Genomic DNA, 25312 nt, shown 5'->3' on the forward strand with positions numbered 1-25312 from the left:
ATGACTCTTACAATCTCAGCTCCCCCTCATATCAAGCAAGACACTACATTCAGAAAAATAACCTGGATTAAATATTTGGCTCTTCTGCCGGTAAGTCTTGTATCGGTTTACTTTTTCGGACTACATGCCCTTGCTCTTATCCTTGCAGGAATTGGTATGGCGGTAGTTACGGAAGTGGTAATACAGAAAGCCTTCAAAAAGGAAGTTACAGTAACCAATGGGCATGCCCCATTGATAGGGCTAATGGTTGCCCTCTTGGTGCCAGGTGAAGCTCCTCTATGGATTCCGATTGTAGGTGCCTTCTTTGCAGTAGCTATTGGAAAACACGCCTTTGGCGGTATAGGCTCATATATTTTCAATCCTGTACTTGTTGCCTGGGTTTTCCTGCAGCTGGCTTACTGGTCTGCCATGCATCCTGCATCCTTCCCGGAATTGGGTGGCATATCCGATCTGTTTCTTGAAAATGGAGCAGGTATGCTTGTCGGCGTATCCCCGATTGCTTTAGTTGGCGGATTATATCTGATTCTAAAAAGATATGTAGAATGGAAGGTCCCGCTTTTTTACGCATTGACAACCCTTGTGCTTGCCCTGTTGATAGGGGATAAGATCGGTCATGTGGTAACCGGTGCATTTATTTTTGGTGTGTTATTCCTTGCAACTGATTCTCCTTCATCTCCCGTAACAAAGAACGGAAGAATTATTTATGGTATTCTCTGTGGCCTGTTGACTGTGATATATGGTCACTTTGCAAACTATGTATTTGCGGTTTTCTATGGTATATTCCTGGCAAACTGTGTAGCAGCATTTATTGATAATAACACTCTGCCTCGCTCATTCGGGGAAGAATCCTTACTTCAACGTAAATACCGCCGACTGGTGAATAAAATACCCCTTGAAAAACTGGGGGTGAAAATTGATGACTGAGTCTCGTAAAGATATTGCAGTAATCATAGGAAAGCTGGTTCTTGTTGGTCTGGTTGCAGCTCTACTGCTAGGCCTGACCTATGTGCCTACACAGGAGCAGCTTGAGAAAAATGAAATGGCAGCCAAAAAAGAGGCTCTCCCCCAGGTAGTTCCTTCTGCTTCTGATTTTGAACCAGTGTATGGCAATGAGGTAAATGAAGATGGGGATCGCAAGATTCTTTATTACAAAGCACTGGATTCATCGGGTAATCTGGTAGGTTATGCTTTCTTCAAGACTCAATCCGGTGCTCAGGATGTGATTCAACTGGTAGGGGGGGTAGATGCTTCTTTCAATAAAGTAACAGGAATGGAAGTAATGAAGCATTCCGAAACACCGGGTCTTGGTTCTAAAATTACGGAAGAGGATTTTAAGGGTCAGTTCCGGCAACTCCCCATAGGTGACCTTCAGCTTTCCAGTGCCGGTGGTTCAATTGATTCTATTACAGGTGCAACAATATCCTCGAAGGCTGTGGTGGATGGCCTAAATGCAAAGATCGATGATGTAAAGGAGCAAGAAACGTAAAACAGGTGATACTATGAGTAAAGCATTCAACGAATTCATTCGTGGAATTACAAAAGATAATCCCATATTTGCCCTTGTACTGGGTTTATGTCCTGCTCTGGCGGTAACTACATCGGTGAATAATGCGATAGGAATGTCTGCTGGTACAGCTTTTGTATTGGTCGGAGCCAATCTAATGGTTTCTGCTTTGAGAAATCATATTCCATCCACTGTAAGACTTCCGATCTTTATCCTCATCATTGCTACATTTGTGTCCATCGTGGACATGGTTATGGAGGCCTATACACCTTCTTTATATGCAGCACTGGGTGTTTTTATTCCCTTGATTGTTGTAAATTGTATAATTATTGGACGTGCGGAGGCTTATGCTAATAAGAATAACATGTTTTACTCCCTGATAGATGCACTGGGAATTGCTACTGGTTTCCTTCTGGCTCTGGTTACAATAGGTGGTATTCGTGAACTTCTGGGTACCGGTCAGATTGTAGTGTTTGGCCAGATGATTGTGAACATTCCGATGATAACTCCTGCTTCTTACATGATCCTGCCTCCGGGAGCTTTCCTTACAATAGGTATTCTTATGGCTATTATCAATCACAGGCGTGCAAAAAAACTTGCAAGAGGTGAATAAAATGGTAGAAAAAGCTCTATTTGCCATTTTCATGGAAGGTCTTTTCGTAAAGAATTTCCTCATAATACAGTTTCTTGGACTGTGCTCATTCCTTGGTGTAACCAAAGATACCAAGAGTGCAGCAGGTATGTCCGGGGCTGTTATTTTTGTTATGACATTGGCATCAATTGTTTCATATGTAATTTATACTTTCGTCCTCGTTCCACTGGATCTTCAGTTTTTGAGACTTATCAGTTTCATTGTAGTAATTGCTGCTCTGGTGCAGCTTGTTGAATTCGTAGTGCGGAAGAATATCCCTTCCCTGTACAGGTCACTTGGTATCTACCTTCCCCTTATTACCACTAACTGTGCGGTTTTGGGTGTGGTTTTGCTGAACGTTATGAATGAATATTCATTCCTGCAGAGTCTTGTATTTGGTATATCGGGAGGGCTGGGCTATACAATCGTCATGGTAATGATGTCTAGTATAAGGGAAAAACCACAATTCTTCCTGTACCTTCTGCAATGAGGGGCCTTCCTCAGGCATTTCTGATTGCTGCAATGCTTTCGATGGCTTTTGTTAATTACTTCAAGGTGATACCCTTATGAGCATGCCAATCCTGCTTATCCAGTCAATGGCCACTCTAGGAGGCCTTGCCCTTGCAATCGGTGTTATGCTGATTGTTGCTTCCAAAAAATTCAAAGTTGATGTAAGCCCTCTTGTGGAAGAAGTAAATGAAATTTTGCCAGGTGTAAATTGTGGTGCATGTGGTTATGCCGGATGTGCTGATTTTGCTGAACATGTGGTGGAAGACAATGCCCCACTTACCGGATGTCCGGTCGGCGGTTTTGATGTAGCAAAGGAAATAGGGGGTATTCTAGGCCAGGAAGTTTCTGAAGGTGAAGCTGAATACCCTTATGTTAGATGCAATGGCGGTGTGCACTGTGTGGACCGATTCAATTATGAAGGTATTGAAGATTGTAAAGCCGTAATGATGCTTTCTGAAGGTGAAAAAGGTTGTAACTACGGATGTATGGGTCGTGGAACCTGTGTACGGGCTTGTCCATTCGATGCTATATATATTGGTGATGACCGTTTGCCCAAAATTAACAAGAATTTGTGTACAAGTTGCGGTCTTTGTATTGAATCCTGTCCCAACGACATCCTTGTATTTGCAAAGGAGTCAGAAAAGGTGCATGTAGTTTGCATGTCCCATGACAAAGGAAAGACTGTAAAAGCGGTATGTGAAAACGGTTGTATTGGTTGCAAACTTTGTGAGAAAGCATGTCCTGTAGATGCAGTACATGTAACCAAATTCCTTGCAGAGATCGATCAGGAAATGTGTATATCCTGTGGTAAGTGTGTGGAAAAGTGCCCTCAGGGCTGTATTGAAATGAGGTGATTTGATGAGTCGTCTTGGTTATTCAACGGTTACCGGATTGGATGAAAACGTTGAAGCTGTGCTTTGTTATCTAGGTTTCTGGATCACAGGTCTTATATTCCTTCTCATAGAAAGGGAAAACAGGTTTGTACAATTCCATGCATTGCAGTCTATACTAACATTTTTGCCTCTTTCTGTAGCTATCTATCTCATTGCCTGGATTCCATATGTAGGCTGGATACTTGCTGATATTGGAGGATTCTTTTCCCTTTTCCTGACACTTGTCCTTGTAATTATGGCATGGAGGGGTGCAAAGTTCAGGCTGCCTTTTTCAGGAAAAATTGCCTATGAAAAGATTTATAGATGAAGCCTCTTCTGGCTTCATCTCCTGTCATGTTTTGCGAAAATTTAAACTCTAATTAACTCTTATTCTTACCCCCTTGCTCCCCGTATCTGGAGGATAGCTATGAAAGAAGAAATATGGATTGAAAAATACAGGCCCTACATGCTTGAAGATGTGGTGGGACAATCAGATACAATTGAAAGATTGCGGTCCTATATAAAAACCAATAATCTTCCACACTTGCTTTTTTCAGGTCCGCCCGGTGTAGGAAAAACAGCTACTGCCGTATCAATTGCCAGAGAACTCTTTGGGGATGATTGGCGGGAAAACTTCACTGAACTGAATGCCTCGGATGAGCGCGGTATTGATGTGGTCAGGACCAAAATAAAGAATTTTGCAAAGACTTCCCCGATTGGTGGAGCGGATTTTAAGATAATCTTTCTTGATGAAGCTGATGCTCTCACACCTGATGCTCAGTCTGCATTGAGACGTACCATGGAACGTTATACGAACAATTGCAGATTCATTCTTTCATGTAACTATTCTTCCAAGATCATTGAGCCAATCCAATCCAGATGTGCTGTTTACAGGTTCCGTCCTCTTTCCGATGATGCAATAGGCAAACGGTGTCAGCATATAGCAGAAAAGGAAGGTCTGGATATTGCAGATGATGGTATTGAAGCCATCAAATATGTTGCAGAAGGGGATATGCGCAAAGCAATAAACGCCGTTCAGGCTGCTTCAATGTTTGATTCCAGTATTCATGCGGACAGTATCTATCGGATTACTGCCACGGCTCACCCTGAAGAAATAAAATCCCTTTTGGAAAGTGCTCTTGGGGGCAACTTTATTTCATCTCGCAAAAAGCTTGAAGATTTAATGGTTTTAAGGGGTTTGTCGGGGGAAGATGTTGTAGGTCAGGTTTACAGATCTCTCTTTGATCTTGATATGCCTGCCCGGAAACTTGTCTCTATTGTTGATGTGCTGGGTGAAATCGATTTCAGGATAACTGAGGGGGCTGATGAGCGCATCCAGCTGGATGCTTTACTTGCCCATCTCTCCATTGAAGGTGAGGAATAAGGTTATTGAATGCTTTTTGGTGAGTATCTTATCGATTTACTGGGTTCTGTTCCTTCCTGGCTTGCTACCATAGTAATGGCTGCTTTACCGGTAGCCGAGCTCAGGGGTGCAATCCCAATAGCTATAGGTTTATACAATATGTCTCCCCTGGAAGCATATTCTCTGGCCGTTTTTGGTAATATGCTCCCGGTGATACCTCTTTTATTATTTCTTGAACCGGTATCATCCTGGCTCAGGCGTTTTTACATTTTAGATGGGTTTTTTGGATGGCTTTTTGCACGCACCCATCGTAACCATTCGGAGAGATTTGAAAAATACGGAACTATGGCATTGGTAATGTTTGTGGCCATTCCGCTTCCGATTACCGGTGCATGGACCGGCTGTGCAGCAGCTTTTGTTTTTGGAATAAAATTCAGACACGCTCTTATTGCCATTCTGGCAGGGGTCATGATTGCCGGTTTTATAGTGACAATATCCACACTGGTGGGAATTGGGTTTATGGATCTTATAGTTTAAACTTAGTCACGTGTCTTGCGTGCAATATCAACTGCCATTTTTATATCTTCTTCTTTAACTGTTTTCCTTCCTGCGTGCCTGGCAAGAGCAATGGCTTCATTCGATATTTTCATGCCGTATTCTTCCAGTATCCTGGCAAGTTCCTCACTTGCACTTTCACTGATTCTCTCTGCACCTGCTTCTCTGATTACTCTCCCAACTGGTGCAACTGGTATTATTGTCATCCTATCTTTTGTCTCCTGCTATTGGATAATTTATGTGTTTATTGGTTTAGTCCTCAGTTTCTTCATCAAAATCGATACTGACGCTACCTGATTCTTTTGCCAGTGTTTTGGAAATGAATCCTGATTCAAGGTGGCAGGCATGAATTGCTCCACTTGGAACTATACAGGTTGGGCATGTGTGTGCTTCCTGCGCCTTTTTGGTGATATAGTTGTCACGGATGTCAAAAATATCCATTTTTGGTACTTCCATCTTTGACATTCCCTGTATTTTTTTGCAGTCACTGGCAATATCGACGTTAATCTTTTTACCTTCTTTTTCTGCGTTAATTTTGTGCTTGTAACCACAGATTCTTGAGTTTACAGTAACTTCTGTCATATTTTCACTCCTGTTAAGGTTGATGTTTCTATCTAATAATTATGTTTGGTTGCCTTATATAAGAGTTATGCGCGCTTATCACAAAACCATTGTAATTATGTTCGTAGCTGTAGCTTTTAACAGACAATAATTCGACATACTTAAATATCCAAAAGAAAGAGATTATTAGCAGTTCATTAAAATGACTTAATCATTCTTTTATGAGGGATACAAATTGGATAAAGATAAAATAATTGAACAGGTTCTTGAAAAACTGGGTCAGGTAAAAGGTGTAGGTGCTACAACACTACTTTCTTCAGATGACAGGGAAACCATAAGGAAAATGGAGGAAAAGGCTGACCAGATGACTTTAATGGGTCTGGGCAGAGGTGATAACCAGGGCGTGAAAAAAGTACTTGATATGGATGTACTTGTATCTTTCCTTACGGATATGGATTATGAATGGCCCTGTGGTCCAAATGTAATCTTAAAGCATAAAGATAAAAAAGTAGGTGAAGACACTGAGGATGCCGAAAGGATTAAAGAAGTGGAAAAGTGTGCCGATTCTCTTGTAATAGGAAATATTATCATTTATGACAAGGGGGTCCTTATGGAGGCCAATAGCAGCAAGGAACCGCTTGTAGTTGTCCTCCCGCCCAAAGAATGTGAACCTGTCAGCTGTATTGAAGGCGTTAGTGATGCAATTCTGGCTTCCCCCTCGCCACCGACTGATGAATACATTAAAGAAAGGATGTATGAGAAGAATGAATGTGGGAGAGGTACATTCCTACTGGGATTTGATTTTGAGAACAAAAGCTGATTTACAGTTTATAGCAATTTAATTATTATGTAACAGTGTGGTTTTGTGATTACTTCACAAAACCTTATATACCTTCGGATTTTATCTTCTTTATGCATTACTTTCTGTATTAATAGAGGTGTATAAAATGTATGGTATTGCTCTAGATTTGGGAACAAGTGGTTTTCGGGCACAATTGATTGATCTTGATACGAAGGATGTTTTAAAGACTGCTATTACGATGCGCCATCCACTGCCGGGCGGAAATGTGATGGATCATCTGGATTTTTCTATTCAGGTAGGTCCCGATATTTCACATGAAATAATGATGGATACGGTAAAGAAAATAATCGAAAGATTTGATGTTGACCCGGCAGATATCAGACGTATTGCTATATGTGGAAATCCTATACAGCTTTCAATTTTCCAGAACATTGAGATCCGCGACCTGGCTTATGCAGGTGAAAACAAACAAAAAAAGCTTGGTGTCGAAAATGTGGTGCGTGATGCTCGGGTTTTCGATGCCTCTGAGATATTTGATGGTGTGATTCCCCTTCCAAATTGCGAAATCATAGTCCCCCCCGCAATCAAACATGAAATTGGTGCCGATGCACTGGCAATGATGATTAAGACCGATTTCTATGAACAGGAAAAACCTTCTCTTGTAACGGATTATGGTACCAATGCCGAAATGGCACTTAAAATAGGGGAAAAGATCATTACTGGCAGTGCAGCTGCGGGTCCTGCAATTGAGGGGCAGGGTATATCCTGTGGTATGCTTGCAAGTCCCGGTGCAATATCCGACGTAAATCCTGAGGGTGATTATTGGAGAATTACGATTTTGGATGAAGATATGTCTCCCCGTAAAGCCCATCTGATTGACCCGACTACCGGTGACATAAAAGAAGCCAGTGACCTGATTGCAAAAGGGATTACAGGTACGGGTGTAATTGCGTCAATTTCTGTTGCCCTGGATACTGGATTAATCAAGAAACTTCCAAATCTACCCAACGGTAAAATTATCCTGGCCGATGGTGTGGAAATTTATGACAGGGATATTGAAGAAGCAGGCAAAGCTATTGGTGCGATACGTGCTGCACACCTGACTTTACTTGTTGAAGCAGGTCTTGCCTATGAAGACCTTGATTATATGTATATGTCCGGTGCAACAGGTGCATATATTGACGCGGACAAAGCCAGAATACTGGGGTCCTGCCCAAACTTTTCCAAATCAATAGTGCAATTTGGTAACACTTCAATCTCCCTTGCAAGGGAACTTGTATTTGATGGAGGTCGCCTTGAGGATGTTAAGGAAGTAGCCAACAGAATTAAGGCTGACCATTTGATGATGGCCGAAAGCAAAACGTTCTCGAACTTCTATGTTTGTGAACTTTCCTACTGGACACAGGGAATGCCCATTGAAACATATAATCAGATGCTTGAAATGTATGGTCTTCCAACATTACCTGAACCTTATAAGGATCCTGTAATTGAAAAAAGGACCATAAAGGATATTGATGAAGTAGGCAAAGAAGGCCTCGAAGTTGTGAGCAATCTGGGAATAGTAATAGAAGAGGAGGCTCCGGATTGCATTCTTTGCCGTAAGTGTGAGGAGGAATGCCCCGAAGATGCCATTATAGCGCTGGAAGAAGGCGGTAAGAAATATGTGCATTATGATAGTGAAAAATGCCTTGGAACTTCCTGCCATCGCTGTGTTGCAATTTGTCCGGTGGACGCAATTCATTACATAGACATTGATATCAAAACAATCTGATATCTCTATTTTTTAGCGGGCGCGTGTGGAGCGCGCTTTTCTTCTTATTTATAATTTCCGTTTGTGTCACTTATAATTCTGTATTCCTATTGTTACTCTGTATTGATATTTAGAAACAACATTGTCTGTATAATCAATATTAATATGTTGGATAATACTTGTGTGTTATTGGGGGTTTTGGAGCAAATTGCCTTGTTTTTGTAATGTAATTTTGTTGCAAAATATATTTGATATAAACGGTGCCCATTATCATCGATAATTCAACATTGATAACATTGGGCCGATGACAAATAGAATTGATTTTTAGTTGATTTCCAGATCACAAATCGATTAATATCTACTATTCTTTCCCTTTTGTGATAATTAATGGGGACACCTCGGTCTGCTATTCACCGACAAATATATATGGGCGTATTAAAAATTAGATTATGACAGCTAGTAATGGAGATGGAACTTACAGCACTACAAATTTGACGGATATTCGGCAAAGTTTGTTATGTTTATTTATGGAGGTTGTAAGTTTGCCAATGGATAAGGGTTGGTTTTCCTTCCCGTAATTTGTTGGCTAAAAAATTGCATGGGATGCGGATTACCCATCTCCTGATCCGATGTAAACCTGTGCTGGTGGCTATCCACCAAACCACGATATTGAATAAATATAGGAGTGAAAGGAAATGAAAGAACACTACTATCCAGGCGCACGCCCATTGGAAGGTGTCGAACTTAATCTCTTCTCCGAAGATGATTTAAGAAAGATCCATTATGCAACAATGGAATGTTTCATGAACCCTGGTATTCAGGTTTCTGATGCTGAAGCAAGACAGATTTTCAAGGAAGCCGGCTGTGAAGTCGATGAAAAGAATCAGGTCGTAAAGATTCCTGAATTCCTTGTAAACAGAGCTCTCATGGATTCTCCCTCAAAGTTTACTCTCTGGGGACGGGAAAAGAAAAACAATACTGTACAGGAGCATAAGGGTAAGGTCAATTGGACTTGCTTCGGTACTGGTGTCAAGATGTGCAACTATGAAGCACCAGGCAAGTACAAGACTGTCGATTCCGTTGAGCAAGATGTAGCAGACACTGCCAAAGTTTGTGACTGGGCAGACAACATTGACTACTACTCCCTCGCAGTATCTGCCAGAGACTGGGCAGGTAAGGGTGCACAGGATGTTCACGAAACATTCACACCATTGACCAACACCTCAAAGCACTTCCACCACATTGACCCTGTAGGCGAAAGTGTCGAATATTACAGGGACATGGTCCATGCCTACTACGGTGGAGACGAAGAAGAAGCCCGTAAGAAACCAATTTTCTCCATGCTTCTCTGTCCAACCAGCCCACTTGAACTCAGCAGCAACGCATGTCAGGTTATCATAAAGGGTTCACGCTTTGGTATCCCTGTAAATGTCCTGAGTATGGCTATGTCCGGCGGTTCATCTCCTGTATTCCGTGCTGGTACTCTCGTTACACACAATGCAGAGGTCCTTGCAGGTATCGTACTTGCGCAGCTTGTAGTACCAGGTACTTCAGTATGGTATGGTAGTTCAACTACAACCTTCGACCTGAAGAGGGGTACTGCTCCAGTAGGTGCACCTGAACTTGGTCTTATCAGTGCGGCAGTCGGTAAACTTGCACAGTTCTATGGCCTCCCGTCCTTTGTTGCAGGTACCTAGTCAGATGCCAAGGTCCCAGATGGCCAGGCAGGTCACGAGAAGACAATGACTACCCTGCTTCCTGCATTCTCCGGATGTAACACCCTTTATGGTGCAGGTATGCTTGAACTCGGTATGACCTTCTCTCTTGAGCAGCTCGTATTCGACAATGACATGATCGAGATGACCAAATCCGCCATGCGTGGAATTCCTGTTGACGAACTTACCCTTGGTGTAGAATCCATCCAGAAGGTAGGAATTGGTAAGAACTTCCTTGCACACAAACAGACAAGGAACTACATCGACAGAGTATCTGATCCAAAACTCATCAACAGGGATATGTTCGGTGACTGGGAAGCAGCAGGTTCTAAAGAACTTGCAACCGTTGCTCACGAAAAGGTGGTTGACGTCATGAAGAACCATGAAGTTACACCTGTCGATGCTGACCTCATGAAAGATATGAAGGCTGTCATGGACAGAGCAGACGAAGATGTCAGGAACGCAATGTAATTTAATTTCAATTTAAATTTTAGGAGAATAAAAATGGCTACACAGGAAGAGTTGCAAGAGAAAGGAAAAGCTGCAGTCATGGACTTTGATGAAGATGCAGTTGTAGAAATTGCAGAAGAATGTATCTCTGCAGGACTTGACCCGGTTGCACTCATTCAGGACGGTTTCACAATCGGAATGAACGAGATTGGGGACCAGTTCGAGCAGGGAACCCTTTTCCTTCCACACGTTATTGCTGCATCCGAAGCAATGAGCGCAGGCGTTGAGGTTCTCACTCCCGAACTTGAGAAACTCAGCTCAAAAATGGAAGACAAAGGTACAATTGCAATTGGTACTGTAGAAGGTGACATTCACACCATCGGTAAGGATATCGTTGCAACCATGCTCAAGATCGCTGGTTTCAATGTAATCGATCTCGGAAGAGATGTACCAATTGCTGATTACGTTACTGCTGTTAAAGAAAACAACCCAGACATCATTGGTTCCTCTGCTCTGATGACCACCACAATGGTCCTTCAGACACAGATTGAAGAACAGCTCAAGGAAGCTGGTGTACGTGATGGTGTCAAAACCATGGTAGGAGGAGCTCCTGTAACCCAGGACTGGGCTGACAAAATTGGCGCAGACATCTATGGAGAGAACGCATCCGACGTAGTCGTCAAATGCAAGGCAGCAATGGAATAATTCCGTTGATGTGCGTGGGTGTATTGTTTAATACACCCACAAATTTATAACCTCTCTAATATCTATATATATTTGCTATATCAACTATAAATATTTGTAAATGAACTGGAGGATTTTGTTTGGTAGATCTACAAGCATTAAGACAAGCAGAACATGGAAGACGTATCCGCAATGGATATATGTGGGCACTTTTCTGTGCTGTACTTTGGGGTATCTGGTATATACCAGGTACTGTTGTATGGGGTCTTACACCCTTCGTTGAAATGTACACTGAAGTCGCATCAACAAGCGGCGACGGTATGGCATTGATAGTTACTGCAGTATTGATTACTGCATTAAATGCTGTTACAGTTGTACTCGCACTATTCGTATGGAATGGTGTGCTTGGTAATTATGGTGAAATGATAAGGACAGCCAAGTCTTTCCACCCCTGTTCCAAGTGGTTCTTATTAGCATCTGTATTTGGTGGACCGGTTGCAATTCTTGGTTCCTTTATGGCAATGGGATTTGTCGGAGGAGCTTTTGCAGCGGTTGCCGCTTTGCTTTATCCTGTTATAGGTGCCGCACTTGCCAACGTATGGCATGGTGAGAAGATCAGTAAGAGGGCAGCAATGGGTATTTTTGTTATCATCGCCGGTGGAATTACCATCTTTGGTGGCGGTGTAATTACTGAACTCCAGGCAGGAAGTGTTGGCTGGATGGGATATCTCGGTGGTCTTATGGCTGCAACTGGATGGGGTATCGAAGGTGCTGTTGCTGACAAGGGACTTGACGTTGCAAATGCCGATGTCGGTCTTCACCTGAGATTCATCGCGGAACTTGCTATTTGGATAATCATTGCGCTGCCTTTGCTCGCAATCATGGGTTACCCGGTCTTCACATATGCATTCCAGATATTCCAGCCTCTGACAATACTCATGTTCGTATTTGCAGGAATCACTTTCGGATTCTGTTATGTGTCCTGGTATAAGTCCTTCCCACTTATCGGTGTCGGACGTGGTCAGGGTATTGCAAATCTGTACGGTATGTTTGCTGTGATTTCCACAATTTTGTTCTTCGGTGATGTACCACAGTGGACTGTGCTGGTTGGTGGTGCTCTCTGTATCGTTGGTAGTTTCATAATGTTCTCCGAAGAGAGTCTGGAACTCGAAACACTAAGGAACTAAAGTGATCAGGAGGTATACAAGAATGTCTAACTTACCACGAAAAATTAGGTTGATGGAAATCATGCAGGATGGCAATGAATACTGGAATTATGATGTCATCAAGCAGGCAATGCAGGACTATGGTTTTCAGAGTGACTTCTCTCGCGACACTTTGAACATGGACCTGATTGAACTGGCAGCAGTAGCTTTCATCAAGGAAGTTGATCTCAAGGTCGATGATGAAGGTGTTTACAAGAAGGGTTTCCTTCTGCACAAGTATGTAATCACTGAAGCTGGAAAAGCCAGACTTTCCGATGCATGTATGTACGCAATCTAAGGAGGCTTTGTAAATGACACAAATGGAAGCATATACAGCATTCTTTGAATCCGCATATGTCCCTGCAGGGGAATATGTGTGGTTATTTGTTGTACTGGCTATTGCCTTCCTGGCAATCTGGCAGGCAAGGACTTGGGTATTTAAATTCTAAACTTTAAAACGTAAAATATATATAGATATTAAGCAGTTGATGGAGTTGGCAGGTGGGTATTCACATGCCAATATCCATCGCTGATTGTGTTTTTTCTATAGTTCCACTATAGAACTTTTTAAGGAGGTTGTAACAACGACAAAAGAAGAATTATACAAAGAACTGTCTGATGCAATTGTAAGTTGCAAGAAAGATCAGGTTCTTGCTGCTGTCGAAAAAGCCCGTGGTGAACTCGAGGCTCCCGACATCATTGAGAATGGTCTTGCAGCAGGTATGAACGAAGTAGGTACCCTTTTTGAAAGGGGTAAATTATTCCTTCCACATGTCATGATGGCTGCAGAAGCCATGCAGGCCGGTGTGGATGAACTTAAAGACGATATGCCTGAATCATCCAATAAAGCTGCTAGTGTAATTGTCAATGGTACAGTAGAGGGAGATGTCCATGACATCGGTAAGGCTATTGTATCCACCATGCTCCAGACATCAGGATTCGAAGTCTATGACATTGGTCGTGATGCACCTGTAGCAGATTTCATTGCCAAGATCAAGGAAACCAATGCAAACATGGTTGGCATTTCCGCACTTATGACCACCACTCTCCCGGGCCAGAAGGAAGTAATCGAAGCCCTCGAAGAAGAAGGTCTCCGTGACAAGGTAAAAGTCATGGTAGGCGGTGCCCCTGCAACCAATGCATGGGCCAACAAGATCGGTGCAGACTGCTATGCAGAAAATGCAACTGAAGCTGTCAACAAAGCAAAAGAGCTTCTCTTATAAGGTGATTATTAATGGCAAATGAGTATTTTGTAAGGATGGGAGACGGTGAGCGCATCTCCATGACCAAGGAACAGATCATTGCAGACCTTCAGGAAGGTAGTGCAGATGCAGCAGACCTTGGTGACATTCCTGAACTTTCCGGGGATGAACTTGACAAGCTCGCAGATATCATTATGGATTCCAACCGTATTGTCAGTGTCGAACCAGGCATGGAAATCCCGGTAACCCACGACATTGGTTCTATCAGGATCGATGGTGACCAGGGTAACAGTGGTGTAGGAATTCCTGCCAGTCGTCTTGTTGGCTGTATGATGCACGAAAGAGGTTTCGGTGCAGACACAATGGAATTGGGTCATATCGACTACAGTTTCAAACCAGTCAAACCGGTTATTGCCCAGGAATGCCAGACCATGGAATCTTGCCAGCAGAACATGACTGTTCCTCTTCTCTACGGCGCAATGCCAAATCTGGGTCTCTATTATACACCAGATGGTCCATTCGAAAACCCTGGTGACCTCATGAAGGCTTTCAAGATCAATGAGGCCCGTGAATCCATCGAGCATGCCGGTGATCATGCAACCCGTGACATCACCTGGATCATGCAGCACCTGCAGAAAGTAGGCTGTGACGGTGTCAACTTCGATACCATCGGTGCAGCAGGTGACGGAGACGTATATGCATCCCTGTACGCAATGAAAGCACTCAGGGAAGAATTCCCTAACATCTACATCGAAGCAGGAATGGCCGGAGAATGTACCCTTGGTATGCACGGTGAACTTGAGTTTGAAGGTAATGTTCTTGCAGGTCTGTGGCCACATGAACAGGTGCCACTTGCTGAAGAAGCCGGTGCAAACATGTTCGGTCCGGTCTGCAACACCAACACCAGCAAGTCCTCCGCATGGAACCTTGCCCGTTCAGTAACCTTCACCAAGGCAGCAGTTGAAGCTTCAAACATCCCCTGTCATGTTGACATGGGTATGGGTGTCGGCGGTATTCCAATGTTCGAGACTCCACCAATCGATGCAGTAACTCGTGCCAGCAAGGCAATGGTCGAGATTGCAGGTGTCGATGGTATATAGATCGGAGTTGGCGACCCAATCGGTATGCCAATCTCACACATCATGGCTTCCGGTCTTACAGGTATGCGTGCAGCCGGTGACCTTGTTGCTAGGATGCAGTTCTCCGAGGACATGCGTATAAATGAAGCCAAGGACTATGTTTCCAAGAAACTCGGTGTTGAAGCAATTGACCTGGGTGACGAATATGTCATGAGGGAAATCCGTGAAGAACTTGATATTGGTGTACTTACATCCGTTCCAGGATGTGCCAAGGGTATCGCATCCAAGATGAATATTGAGAAACTTCTCGATATTGAAATCAACTGCTGCGATAAATTCAGGGAAATCACAGGCTAAATAAAACAATGTTCTGTCTGCTTCTTGCAGATAGGACTTCTTTCTTCTTTTTTGAAATAGATAATACTATCTTTTATGAATTCATATTTTTCATAAAAGATTTATATATGAAAACCTTTTTCTGGTTATTGTATTAACCTCACCGGAGATGACAGGGTGGATTCAATATATTTCTTACAGGTTGCACTTGCTGTGCTTCTTATGACTATTATAGCTCATCTGCTGAGTATGCGCTTTCGTATTCCTATATTGATTATCCTTCTGATTGAAGGAATAATCGCAGGCCCAGAGATTCTTAATATATTGGATCCCAAGATCTTGGGTGAAGGCCTCACAGCAATTGTTGCCCTCTGTGTGTCTGTCATTGTTTTTGATGGTGGCCTTCACATTGACCTTCGTTCTATACGTAGTATCCAAAAAAGTGTACTAAGACTTGTTATATTTGGCGTTGTTATAACATTTATACTAGCCACTGCTGCCAGTTACTATATTGCAGGGCTACCTTTGAATATTGCTGCCCTTTTTGGTGCACTTGTAACAGCTACCGGCCCAACTGTAATAACTCCGCTTGTAAGGAATGTCAATGTTCCCCATAAAGTCAGCAAGATACTTGAACTTGAAGGTGTTCTCAATGATGCTGCAAGTGTCATATTGGCAGCACTTATTTTTGAATTGATTGTCTCGCCTCTTTCCGGCTTGGAACTTGTCGGTTTTTTCATACAACGAATAGGAATGGGACTGATTTTTGGGTTGGCCAGTGGCTTTTTGCTGCGAAATATCCTTGGCAAAATGCTTCTTACTGAACAAACCGTACGGTTCATTACCTTTACAATGGTGATTGCCACCTTTGTGATTGCTGAGTCTTTTGCCAATGAATCGGGAATTCTTGCCGTTGCAATTTTTGGTATTATGGTAGGTTCATCCAAAGTTCCCTATAAATCTGCACTAAAAGAGTTCAAGGCTGATCTTGTATTGATGATGTTGTCTTTGATCTTCCTGTTACTTGCAGCATTATTGCGTTTTGATTATATTATACAGATTGGGCTTGTAGGTGTAGCGGTTGTAATGGTTTTGATTTTTGTAGCCAGGCCAATTTCTGTATTTCTTTCTACCAGGGGTACATCTTTTAATCGGAATGAGAAATTATTCGTTTCCTTTGTTGGTCCAAGGGGCGTGGTTCCAGCTTCGATTGCAACCTATTTTGCAGTAAAGTTGAATTCAATGGGGATGGTAGGCGGTGATGCCCTTGTAGGACTTATATTTATTACCATCATTATTACGGTTTTAATGACCGGTTCCCTTGCCAATCGTGTTGCTAAATTCTTAGGAGTGATTCCAATGGAGATACTTGTTGTAGGTGGCGGTGAGGTTGGAAAGATTCTCGCCGAGCGTTTTGAAAAGAGAGGGGAAAATGTAGTGGTTGTAGACCCTTCCGAAGAAAATTGCCAGAAATTGATGAAATCTGATATAAGAGTTGTACATGGTGATGCGGAAGATATTAATGTCCTTATGGAAGCAGGAATTGATCATGCTAAATATGTGGTTGCAACTACTGACAAGGACAATACTAATCTTTTAATTTGCCAGATTGCCAAGACCAAGTTTAATTTTGATAAGGACCAGATCGTTGCACGTGTAAATAATATTGAAAACCTTCATGCTTTCTGGGACCTTGAAATAAGAGCCATGAGTCCTGCAATGACAACTGCTCTTGTGCTGGACAATATGGTCGGCCGTCCTCATATGTTCTCCATGTGTGAAGTTGGGGAAGGAGCCGACATCATAGAGGCACATGTAAGTAATCCCAAAGTTGTAGGCAAAGCTATAAGTGAACTTAACTTGCCTGAAAGCAGTCTTCTGCTGATGGTAAGGAGAGGTGAGGAGTCCTTTATCGCCAATGGAAATGTTGTACTCGAATATGACGACATTGTAACTGTAATTGGTGAAGGCGATTCAGCACAGAAGGTTGCAGACCTTTTTGAGCGTTGATTACTTTCAGTCCACTTCAAACATCTATATATACCCAAACACCATATTCACCTTTGCCTCTCTAGAAGGAAAAACAAGAGGTCAAGGTGATTTCATGGAAGATATTGCAAAGGGTATACAGACCCAATTTAAGGATATGGGAATAGAAGTTCCTCTGGAAGAAATTGAAGAACGGCTTGATAAACTTATTAACAAGTTCAAAGTTCCCGCCAATGAGGCACGAAAAAATACTGTAAATGTTTTACTGAAACAGTATAATGTCGACAAGAATGAATTTTTCAACCAATCAAAACCCGCAACAATGTCTAATATTGCGGATGTGAAAGCAGATCAATGGGTAAATGTTGACATTAAAGTATTACAATTATGGGATAATTCAAACAGTTCAATTTCCCAGGTAGGTCTCGTAGGCGACTCTACCGGTCGAATAAAATTTATCAAATGGGCCAGGGATAATCTTCCTGATGTTGAAGAAGGCAAATCATACCGTTTTAGTAATGTGGTTGTTAATGAATGGAATGGTAAACTGGAATTAACCCTGAATCGTACCAGTTCTATAGAACCGCTTGCAACAGATATTGATGCCGGTTCAACTTCTGCGGGTTCTCCTGAAGAATGTCAGGTTTCAGATCTTAACCAGGAAAACATGTGGGCCAATCTCAAAGCCAAGGTTGTCCAGTTATGGGACAATTCCAATGAAGCGGTTTCCCAGGTTGGAATTCTTGGGGATGAATCCGGCACTATCAAATTCATCAAATGGTCTCGTGATGATCTGCCTGATGTAGAAGAAGGCAAATCTTACCTTTTCAATAATGTGGTTGTCAATGAATGGAATGGTAAGTATGAAGTTACCCTAAACCGCACCAGTAGCATTGAGCCTCTGGAAGAAGATATTGAGACATCCTTCCAGCCACAGGGGTCGGCTGAAGACCGTTTACTTTCAGAATTACGTCAGGAAAATATGTGGGCCAACATTGAAGCCAAGGTTGTCCAATTATGGGACAATTCCAATGATGCGATATCCCAGGTAGGGATTCTTGGTGACAAAACAGGCACTATCAAATTCATCAAATGGTCTCGTGATGATCTGCCTGATGTAGAAGAAGGACGGGTTTATCGCTTCAATAACATTGTTGTCAATGAGTGGAATGGAAACTATGAGGTAATTCTCAACCGCACTACTACAATTGAACCTCTCTCTGAAGAAATAGAGGTGGGAGCTAATAGTTTCCAGGGTGCAATGATTGATATCCAGGACGGTTCCGGGCTTATTAAACGCTGTCCTGAATGTAACAGGGCACTTACAAAAGGAGCCTGTATGGAGCACGGCAAGGTTGATGGGAATTATGACCTGCGTATCAAAGCTGTGCTTGATAATGGGGAAACGGTGCAGGATGTTCTTCTGAACAGGGAAATTACCGAAGAATTGACCGGTATCACTCTTGAGGAAGCAATTAATCTTGCAGCGGATGCCCTTGATCAAACGGTAGTGGTAAGTAAAATGCGTGAGGACCTTGTGGGAAAATATTATTGTGTGGAAGGATCGCTTGCTGATCGTTACTTAATAGCAAAATCCATTGAACCATTATCCACTGTTGATATGGAAAAGGTTGATGAGCTTATTGCAGATCTGGAGGTGGCCTGAATGTCTACCTATGTACGTGAAGTAGCAAAAAGAATGTTTGCAAAAGAGTTTAGGAATTCGGATCTCTCATTCAGGGAAGGTGACGATGTTTATTCTCCTCAGTATCTGTTAACACCAACCGGGGCCAGGGTAAATCGCCTTTTTATTGTAGGGACTCTTATCGAGAAGGAAAATATAGGTAATGAAGCGGAATACTGGAGAGGTCGGGTTACAGATCCTACAGGTACCTTCACAATATATGCAGGTCAGTATCAACCGGAAGCAGCACAACTGCTGTCAGAATGTGAAACTCCCGCATTTGTAGCTGTTGCAGGCAAACCCAGTGTTTATGAGACTCCTGATGGGGACACTATTACTTCCATAAGACCAGAATCCATAAGTATAGTTGATGGTAACACACGGGATATGTGGGTTGTCGATACTGCCATTCAGACAATTAATCGATTACATAACCTGGATGGTTCGGATACATATGTGATTCGTGCTAAAGAACATTACAATACCGATAAGGGAAGTTATTCATCCATGGTACTGGATGCTCTGAAATCCCTTAAAGAACAGATTTGATGTGTGCTTTATGCACACTTTTTTGCATAAGTATAATAAATGAGTAAATCTATTTTTATTCGGGTGATATTTGTGAAAACTTATCTGCTGGTGTGGTTTAACAGTGAAGGTGCAAGTCCCTCTGAAGTTAACCGTCGCCTTCTGTCTCTGGGGTTTAAACCAATTCAGGGATATTATGACTATGTCTATGAATGGGGCAACAATGTTCATGTTGAGGAAATCCTCCAGTTTGGAGATAAAGTACACCTAAGCCTCAATGGGCTTGGAGTTATATTTAAAATAGAAACGATTGATGGGAAAAAGGAAACGGATTAATTGTCCGCTTTTTCCAGTTCTCTTGAAAATCCGACAAATCCACAGGATTGTCCTTTTATTTCTATAAATCTTGCTTTTACTTCACCCTTTTCAATATTTAGTTCGGCGGCCATAGGGTCTGACATGCGGGGTGATGTCGGGGAGCCGGGACACAATACCAGTACATCTGTTTTTTCCAGTATTGGCCTGTGAATATGGCCGAATATCAGCACATTAACACTCATTTCAAGGGCTTTGTAGCGCAGGGCAGTTGTATCATTTATTGATAGGGCGGCTTCGTGGACAACGCCTACACTTACGCCTTCAATGTCAAGTTGCAGGGTTTCGGGAAGTATCTCTTTTAATTCGTATGTATCGGAATTACCATATACTGATTTGAGTTTCCCTGTATCGTTGAAAGCCTTATAACATTCAAGTGTAGTAAAATCTCCGGCGTGTATTACCATGTCATATCTATCAATCAGGCCTTTCAAGCCGGGAGGAATTTCTCCACTTTTGAGATGTGTATCTGAAATAACAAGTACCTTCATGTTTTTACCTTAATGAAAACTCAGGTCTACAAGTTCGTATTCCAGGTTTTCCATCTCAAGTTTACTCATTATGGTGGGAACCTGCTCATCGATTGCAAGCACTAGGGACGAAAGCCCATGGAATGCAGCTTCTACAACTGATTCCTTTGCCCCATACATAACATCGGGTTGACTTCCTATTTTTTTGAGTGCCACGAGCGATTCAACTCCAATCACCGCTATATAGTCCTTTGATTCGGTGAGTTTTTTCAATCGTTCCAAATCTACATTTCTGGAGCCCTGCCTTTCGCTGCGGGGAATCTTGCAGACTGTAATACTTGCCGTTTCCAGATCGATCATCCCGGTAAGGTTGGTGACACCTACATCTTCTCCTTCTTCTGCATCAGATACGGTGACGCCCCGGGCATCTGCTTCTTCTTTAGTGTCAACATATAGCAAACCGTTTCTCATATGAAGATAGACATCTTCGCCTTTATCCAGATTTTCATCGGCAATAGCAGTCCAGGTAGATACATGGCTTATGATATCACTCATTACGAATTTGGCATATCTTTTCATGTCAGCAGCATTTTCCAGAACCCACTCTACTCCATTTTTTGTAATCCTGTAGCGTACCCTTCCATCAGAATAAATATATCCTTCAGATGTAAGTTCCTTGATATATTCTGAAACTGCCTGGGGGGTCACTCCGACTTTCTCTGCTATTTCTTTCTGTCTGACATTGGGTTGATGGGCGGCAACTTCGATAAGTATCTGGAATTTGGTAATGCCGCTTTTACTCTGGAGAATGTCAATCATTTCTTTTCCTCATTTATTTTCAATCTCTGGCCCATAACCGTTAACCCCTTTGCTCTTCTGGCAAGGGATCTTATGTATAATGCACTTCTGTTGAGCTTACGTGTAAGAGCACTCATAGAATGGTTGCCACTTTCTACTTCCTTTTCAAGTTCTCCTATCAGATCTTTTATCTCTTCGTAAGGAGTGAATGTTAAAGTAATTATTTCACTGAGGTCGTCAAAAGAACACTGGAAATTCGCCTGTACTTTTGAATACGATGAGTGATATTCCTTATCCGGTTTCTCTCCAGGTTTGGGCATGCGCCACTGGCTTTCCAGTAACCCGCATTTCTGGAGTATATCGATACTTTCCTCTGTGTCAATTCCCATTTTTTCGTCAAGCTGGCCTTTTGTCATCCACTCTGAACTGAGTGCATTGAAGACATGTTTATGCTCCTTTGACCTGAATGTTTGTAGGAGGGGTACCATTTCAGATGGGTCGTTTATTATTCGGGTTCTCCTGGGCATCACAAAACCTCATATGTAGGTTATTGATTCGATTTAGAAAAGGCTAATACAGCTATACTAATATGGTCTTAAGATTAATAAATGTGTTGTAGTATTTGTGTTGATACTTATCGCAGTTTTTCGTCATACATCTATACCGTTACATTTATTCAATCCTGTTAACAATACTGTTCAGTTATTATGACAGAGGCACTGTATTCTAAAATTTTCAGGTTACTTGATAACCGACAGCTTTCGATCAGTAGCATCACGAGAGACCTCAAATCAGAAGGTATTGATGAGCATCGTTTGATCATGACCGGTTATTTGAGGGCACTGAGAGATCTGAAAAAACTTGATGAAATAGAGGTGCCTCCATCAAAGACCTATAAACTTTCAGATAACGTTGAGAAAGAAGAAGATAATATTTATTCTCTTATAGGCCACCATCTGAAAGATGTTCCTGCATCTAAACGCATCTATGTAGCAATCTATGTATTTTCTTATCTGTTGGAAAGGCCAGTTTTCAGAGCTGAGTTAAAATCAATGGGTTTTCATGAAAATACTATCATGGATGCGGTGCAACAGGGCAATCCTATAATAGAAGTGCCTGAAAAAGATATTAGGCCTTTTCGTAATTCCATAACACGAATCACAATACCTTCAGTAGACCCAGCTTATGAAATAACTGGTGAAGATAATGATAATCTCCGGTATGTAGGTATAGTCCTTCTGCCGGTACTCAAGGCGCTTATGAATCTGGAAGGCCTTGTACCCAAGACTAAACAAACAAAACTGGCAACTTAAAAAAAAAAGAAGAGTAGAGAAAAGAAAGGGTTTAATCCCCTTCATTCAAGATAGATAGCCGGCCTCATTGGTGCTGCAAAGCGGGCTTTCTTTTCGGGATCATACGTCTCTTCTCCTTCCCTGGCGATCTGCACTTCACAACCAATTTCCTTTTCAAAGAAATTTTTTGCTTCTTGCAGTGTTTCTTTTTCGTCCAGGTTGAAACCGCATACCATCTCGAATTTCTCTTCTTTCATGGCCTTTATGTCATCAACAACTTTCTTTGCAAACTTTGGTACTTCTTTTCCATAAGGTCTCATCTCGGGGTCCTGCATGAGCTTCTTTATGAGAATTCCCGGGTTGAGATCTCCCTGTTGCTGGAGTTCAAGAGCCTGTTTAAAAGCCTCTGATTTCCATTGGGAGGCTGTGTAGAGGACAAGTTTTTGCGGCTTTATACCGGTGACTTTTATTATTTCCTCTACATCTGAAAAGTGTTGCTGATCAGCTCTTCGCCAGCTTCGGCATCCCTGTCTATAAATTGCGGGTCATACTCTGGATATTTTTCCAGGGACACATAACCTTGCGTTTCTTCCATTTCACTCCAGATTTCCTCACATATGTGGGGAGTGAAAGGTGCCATCAGGCGCACCCATGTATCGAGTATATCATACTGGAGGGTCTTTCCTCCTCTCCTCTGATACCATTTCACATCATTAAGAAGCAGGAAGAAAGAATTCTGTAGGGCCTGCCGGGTACGTATGCTTTTAAGTGCCTCGTTTGTCTCACTGATACGTTGCTGCAGGCGGCTCTGTATCCACCTATCTATCAATTGTTTTTCCTTACAGGCTCCAGAGGTACATTTGGTATCGATAGTATCTTTTGCAAAATGGTAGAACCTGTCCACCTGTCTCCTGGCGGACTCGATACCACTGTTCTTCCAGTCAGCATCCTGTGTCTGTTCTGCACTGGACAGGATATACATCCTGGAAATATCCGCACCATAATCTTTCACTGCTTCACTGAGTGTTAGCAGTGGTCCCTTGGACTTACTCATTTTCTGTCCTTCAAGAGATACAAAACCATTGATTGCAATGGCACGAGGCCAGTTCTCTTCTCCGAACATCGCAACATGATGGAAAAGGAAGAACAGGAGGTGGTTGGGTATGAGATCTTTTCCTGAGGACCTGAGATTGACGGGATACCAGTAATTGAACTCCTCTCGCATGCTTTCAATTACAGAGGCATCAATTCCACTTTTTCCTGCTGCATCCTGCACACTTCCCTTTCCAAGAAGCACATGATCAAAGAGTTCGGGAACCAGTTGCTCGGTCTTAATATCTTCACTGAGAAACTTTGCAACGATGTAGTAAGACATGTATACCGTGGAATCTCCCAGGGATTCGATCAACCAGTCCTTATCAAAGGGCAGGCGTGTTCCGAGTCCTTTTTTACGGGCGCAGGCCTTGTCTTTTAGCCAGTCAACCTTATTATTGAACTCTACCCTCAGTTCTTCGGGAATTATATCCATATTCTCTATGCAGCGGTATACTTTATCCTTCCATTCAGGATTGGAATAATTGAGGAACCACTGGCCCTTAACCATGTTTACTACACATGGAGTTCCACAGCGGCAGACCACAGGTTCACTGAATTCATAGAATATCTCACCGATTTTCTCATCGATCAAATCCTGTGTAAGAAGATCCTTTATCTTTGAGACCTTCGTGCCTGCATATTTCCCGGTATTCTCTTTCAGGGTACCTCCGTGGAATTCCCGCCGATATACCATCTTTGTTGCAGATTCGGCCTTTGGATCATCCTGGTCCTGTACTCCAAATTCCTCTACCGCTTCAACTGCCGGATACTCTCCGTACTCAGGAACATCGATAAGAGGTATGAGCTGGATATTCTGGAGATTTTCTGTAATACCGTATTCTGAAAGATCTTTATCATAAAGGTCCTTCAGGGCCAGATAATCATAAGGCGCATGTGCGGGCACACTCATCACAACTCCGCTTCCGTTACCTCCCCTGACAAAAGATGCCGGCAGGGTGATTACTTCCGAGTCTGTCAACGGGTTTTTGACCTTTATCCCGATGATGTCCAGACCACTTATTTTTCCTATGAATTCGACTTTACGGTCGGTGTAGGTAAGTTTGTTGTATGCTTCTTCACTTACAATCCAGGTCTCTTCATACTCGTCGGTTTTCACCTTCGCCTTGACATATTCCACATCAGGGTTTATCCAGAGGTTGGTGACCCCGAATGTGGTTTCCGGACGCAGGGTAGCACAGGGTAATACCATGCCATCATATGTGAATTTGATCAGTGTATAATCCACGATAGTGGCTTCTTCTCCCCTGAGGATGTCATGGTCTTCCACAGGATTGTCATCATTGGGGCACCATTTGACAGGATGTGAGCCTTTTACAATCAGTCCCTTTTCGTAAAGCAGATTGTATTGCCATTCGATGAATTTTTTATATGTTTCATCGGTTGTAGTGAACTTTCTTCTCCAATCAATGGAATATCCAATGGATCGCATGGCTTTTTCTGCTTCCACACTGAAATATTCCACGATTTTTTCCGGGGAATCAAGTCCTTCGAGGATATCCTTCGGGATGCCGTGGAACTTAGAATAGACTTCCATCGTCTGAGGTTCCCTGTTGGCGATTAGTTCGGCAAGTCCTACAATGGGTGTACCGGTTACGTGGAATCCCATAGGGTAGAGTACATTGTATCCCTGCATCCTCTTGTGCCTTGCAATAACGTCCCCGATGGTGAAGGTCCTGGTATGGCCTGCATGCAGGTTCCCATTTAGATATGGGTAGGGAATTGTTATGAAATATTTATCCCTGCTGTCAGGTTCGGCCTCGAAAACTTTGTCCTGAGACCAGATATTTTGCCACCTTTTTTCAATGGTGGCAGGGTTGTAGTTCTGTTCCATTATCATATCC

The 25312-nt window shown here is 42.6% G+C and carries 25 protein-coding genes and 3 pseudogenes; 22 read left to right on the forward strand and 6 right to left on the reverse strand.

Annotation, left to right across the window (positions count from 1 at the left end; translation table 11 throughout):
* The 8 genes from rnfD to C9889_RS07600 all read left to right on the forward strand — a co-directional run bounded on the left by rnfD (nucleotide 1) and on the right by C9889_RS07600 (nucleotide 5417).
* Nucleotides 1–924: an Rnf electron transport complex subunit RnfD gene (gene rnfD / locus C9889_RS07565; protein WP_129598401.1), complete on the forward strand. Its 924-nt coding sequence runs from the start codon at nucleotides 1–3 to the stop codon at nucleotides 922–924.
* Entirely contained in the window at nucleotides 917–1486 is a 570-nt protein-coding gene (rnfG, locus tag C9889_RS07570) for an Rnf electron transport complex subunit RnfG (protein ID WP_129598402.1), read from the forward strand. Before rnfD ends, rnfG begins: the two co-directional genes overlap by 8 nt.
* A gap of 13 nt (nucleotides 1487–1499) precedes the next feature.
* Complete coding sequence (gene rnfE / locus C9889_RS07575) at nucleotides 1500–2117, forward strand: Rnf electron transport complex subunit RnfE (protein ID WP_129598404.1); 618 nt, start codon at nucleotides 1500–1502, stop codon at nucleotides 2115–2117.
* Between the two features lies 1 nt (nucleotide 2118).
* A complete protein-coding gene (locus C9889_RS07580) occupies nucleotides 2119–2625 on the forward strand; it encodes an electron transport complex protein RnfA (protein ID WP_318531561.1) in 507 nt (168 codons plus the stop codon).
* A 76-nt stretch (nucleotides 2626–2701) separates the two neighbouring features.
* Nucleotides 2702–3499, forward strand: a complete 798-nt coding sequence (locus tag C9889_RS07585) for a Fe-S cluster domain-containing protein (RefSeq protein ID WP_129598406.1) — start codon at nucleotides 2702–2704, stop codon at nucleotides 3497–3499.
* A 4-nt stretch (nucleotides 3500–3503) separates the two neighbouring features.
* A complete protein-coding gene (locus C9889_RS07590; protein WP_129598408.1) occupies nucleotides 3504–3845 on the forward strand; it encodes a DUF4870 domain-containing protein in 342 nt (113 codons plus the stop codon).
* 99 nt (nucleotides 3846–3944) lie between these two features.
* Nucleotides 3945–4901, forward strand: a complete 957-nt coding sequence (locus tag C9889_RS07595; RefSeq protein ID WP_129598410.1) for a replication factor C small subunit — start codon at nucleotides 3945–3947, stop codon at nucleotides 4899–4901.
* A 9-nt stretch (nucleotides 4902–4910) separates the two neighbouring features.
* The gene (locus C9889_RS07600) at nucleotides 4911–5417 is read left to right on the forward strand and encodes a COG2426 family protein (RefSeq protein ID WP_129598412.1); all 507 of its coding nucleotides are present in this window, start codon (nucleotides 4911–4913) and stop codon (nucleotides 5415–5417) included.
* Between the two features lie 2 nt (nucleotides 5418–5419).
* Here C9889_RS07600 and C9889_RS07605 read toward each other — a convergent pair whose 3' ends face one another.
* Both C9889_RS07605 and C9889_RS07610 read right to left on the reverse strand, forming a co-directional pair.
* Nucleotides 5420–5641 (reverse strand): histone family protein, encoded by a 222-nt coding sequence (locus C9889_RS07605; RefSeq protein ID WP_129598414.1) that lies wholly within the window; start codon nucleotides 5639–5641, stop codon nucleotides 5420–5422.
* Nucleotides 5642–5687: 46 nt separating this feature from the next.
* Nucleotides 5688–6017 (reverse strand): DUF6951 family protein, encoded by a 330-nt coding sequence (locus tag C9889_RS07610; protein ID WP_129598416.1) that lies wholly within the window; start codon nucleotides 6015–6017, stop codon nucleotides 5688–5690.
* Between the two features lie 214 nt (nucleotides 6018–6231).
* Between C9889_RS07610 and C9889_RS07615 the strand changes: the two genes are divergently transcribed.
* From C9889_RS07615 to C9889_RS07670, 13 genes and pseudogenes are all read left to right on the forward strand, one after another.
* On the forward strand, nucleotides 6232–6816 hold the full coding sequence (locus C9889_RS07615; protein WP_129598418.1) for a hypothetical protein: 585 nt from the start codon (nucleotides 6232–6234) through the stop codon (nucleotides 6814–6816).
* A gap of 127 nt (nucleotides 6817–6943) precedes the next feature.
* On the forward strand, nucleotides 6944–8569 hold the full coding sequence (locus C9889_RS07620; protein ID WP_129598420.1) for a methylamine methyltransferase corrinoid protein reductive activase: 1626 nt from the start codon (nucleotides 6944–6946) through the stop codon (nucleotides 8567–8569).
* Nucleotides 8570–9243: 674 nt separating this feature from the next.
* Nucleotides 9244–10734 (forward strand): annotated as a pseudogene (gene mttB, locus C9889_RS07625) ([trimethylamine--corrinoid protein] Co-methyltransferase).
* 33 nt (nucleotides 10735–10767) lie between these two features.
* The gene (locus C9889_RS07630; protein WP_129598422.1) at nucleotides 10768–11418 is read left to right on the forward strand and encodes a cobalamin B12-binding domain-containing protein; all 651 of its coding nucleotides are present in this window, start codon (nucleotides 10768–10770) and stop codon (nucleotides 11416–11418) included.
* Between the two features lie 179 nt (nucleotides 11419–11597).
* Nucleotides 11598–12584: an EamA family transporter gene (locus C9889_RS07635; protein WP_129599501.1), complete on the forward strand. Its 987-nt coding sequence runs from the start codon at nucleotides 11598–11600 to the stop codon at nucleotides 12582–12584.
* 22 nt (nucleotides 12585–12606) lie between these two features.
* Nucleotides 12607–12900, forward strand: a complete 294-nt coding sequence (locus tag C9889_RS07640; protein ID WP_129598424.1) for a hypothetical protein — start codon at nucleotides 12607–12609, stop codon at nucleotides 12898–12900.
* A 13-nt stretch (nucleotides 12901–12913) separates the two neighbouring features.
* Nucleotides 12914–13051, forward strand: a complete 138-nt coding sequence (locus tag C9889_RS10125; RefSeq protein ID WP_164999312.1) for a hypothetical protein — start codon at nucleotides 12914–12916, stop codon at nucleotides 13049–13051.
* Nucleotides 13052–13135: 84 nt separating this feature from the next.
* On the forward strand, nucleotides 13136–13825 hold the full coding sequence (gene mtbC / locus C9889_RS07645; protein ID WP_449405481.1) for a dimethylamine corrinoid protein MtbC: 690 nt from the start codon (nucleotides 13136–13138) through the stop codon (nucleotides 13823–13825).
* A gap of 11 nt (nucleotides 13826–13836) precedes the next feature.
* Nucleotides 13837–15240, forward strand: a pseudogene (gene mtbB / locus C9889_RS07650) ([dimethylamine--corrinoid protein] Co-methyltransferase).
* 156 nt (nucleotides 15241–15396) lie between these two features.
* Entirely contained in the window at nucleotides 15397–17229 is a 1833-nt protein-coding gene (locus C9889_RS07655) for a cation:proton antiporter domain-containing protein (protein WP_129598426.1), read from the forward strand.
* Nucleotides 17230–17323: 94 nt separating this feature from the next.
* A complete protein-coding gene (locus tag C9889_RS07660) occupies nucleotides 17324–18874 on the forward strand; it encodes a replication protein A (protein WP_129598428.1) in 1551 nt (516 codons plus the stop codon).
* Nucleotides 18875–19441 (forward strand): RPA family protein, encoded by a 567-nt coding sequence (locus C9889_RS07665; protein WP_129598430.1) that lies wholly within the window; start codon nucleotides 18875–18877, stop codon nucleotides 19439–19441.
* A gap of 72 nt (nucleotides 19442–19513) precedes the next feature.
* Nucleotides 19514–19756, forward strand: coding sequence for a hypothetical protein (locus tag C9889_RS07670; RefSeq protein ID WP_129598432.1), 243 nt, complete (start codon nucleotides 19514–19516; stop codon nucleotides 19754–19756).
* Here the strand turns inward: C9889_RS07670 and C9889_RS07675 are convergent.
* From C9889_RS07675 to C9889_RS07685, 3 genes are read right to left on the reverse strand one after another with little or no spacing between them, the layout of a single operon-like run.
* On the reverse strand, nucleotides 19753–20286 hold the full coding sequence (locus C9889_RS07675) for a metallophosphoesterase (protein ID WP_129598434.1): 534 nt from the start codon (nucleotides 20284–20286) through the stop codon (nucleotides 19753–19755). The two genes, C9889_RS07670 and C9889_RS07675, sit on opposite strands and share 4 nt — an antisense overlap.
* Before the next feature lie 9 nt (nucleotides 20287–20295).
* Complete coding sequence (locus C9889_RS07680; protein WP_129598436.1) at nucleotides 20296–21084, reverse strand: DUF7839 domain-containing protein; 789 nt, start codon at nucleotides 21082–21084, stop codon at nucleotides 20296–20298.
* The gene (locus tag C9889_RS07685; RefSeq protein ID WP_129598438.1) at nucleotides 21081–21590 is read right to left on the reverse strand and encodes an ArsR family transcriptional regulator; all 510 of its coding nucleotides are present in this window, start codon (nucleotides 21588–21590) and stop codon (nucleotides 21081–21083) included. Before C9889_RS07685 ends, C9889_RS07680 begins: the two co-directional genes overlap by 4 nt.
* A 180-nt stretch (nucleotides 21591–21770) precedes the next feature.
* Between C9889_RS07685 and C9889_RS07690 the strand changes: the two genes are divergently transcribed.
* Nucleotides 21771–22376, forward strand: coding sequence for a hypothetical protein (locus C9889_RS07690; RefSeq protein WP_129598440.1), 606 nt, complete (start codon nucleotides 21771–21773; stop codon nucleotides 22374–22376).
* A 41-nt stretch (nucleotides 22377–22417) separates the two neighbouring features.
* On the opposite strand, the pseudogene leuS reads toward C9889_RS07690, so the two are convergent.
* Nucleotides 22418–25302: pseudogene (gene leuS / locus C9889_RS07695) on the reverse strand (leucine--tRNA ligase).
* Nucleotides 25303–25312: the final 10 nt, after the last annotated feature.

The organism is Methanohalophilus profundi (assembly GCF_004137855.1).
Lineage (GTDB): Archaea > Halobacteriota > Methanosarcinia > Methanosarcinales > Methanosarcinaceae > Methanohalophilus > Methanohalophilus profundi.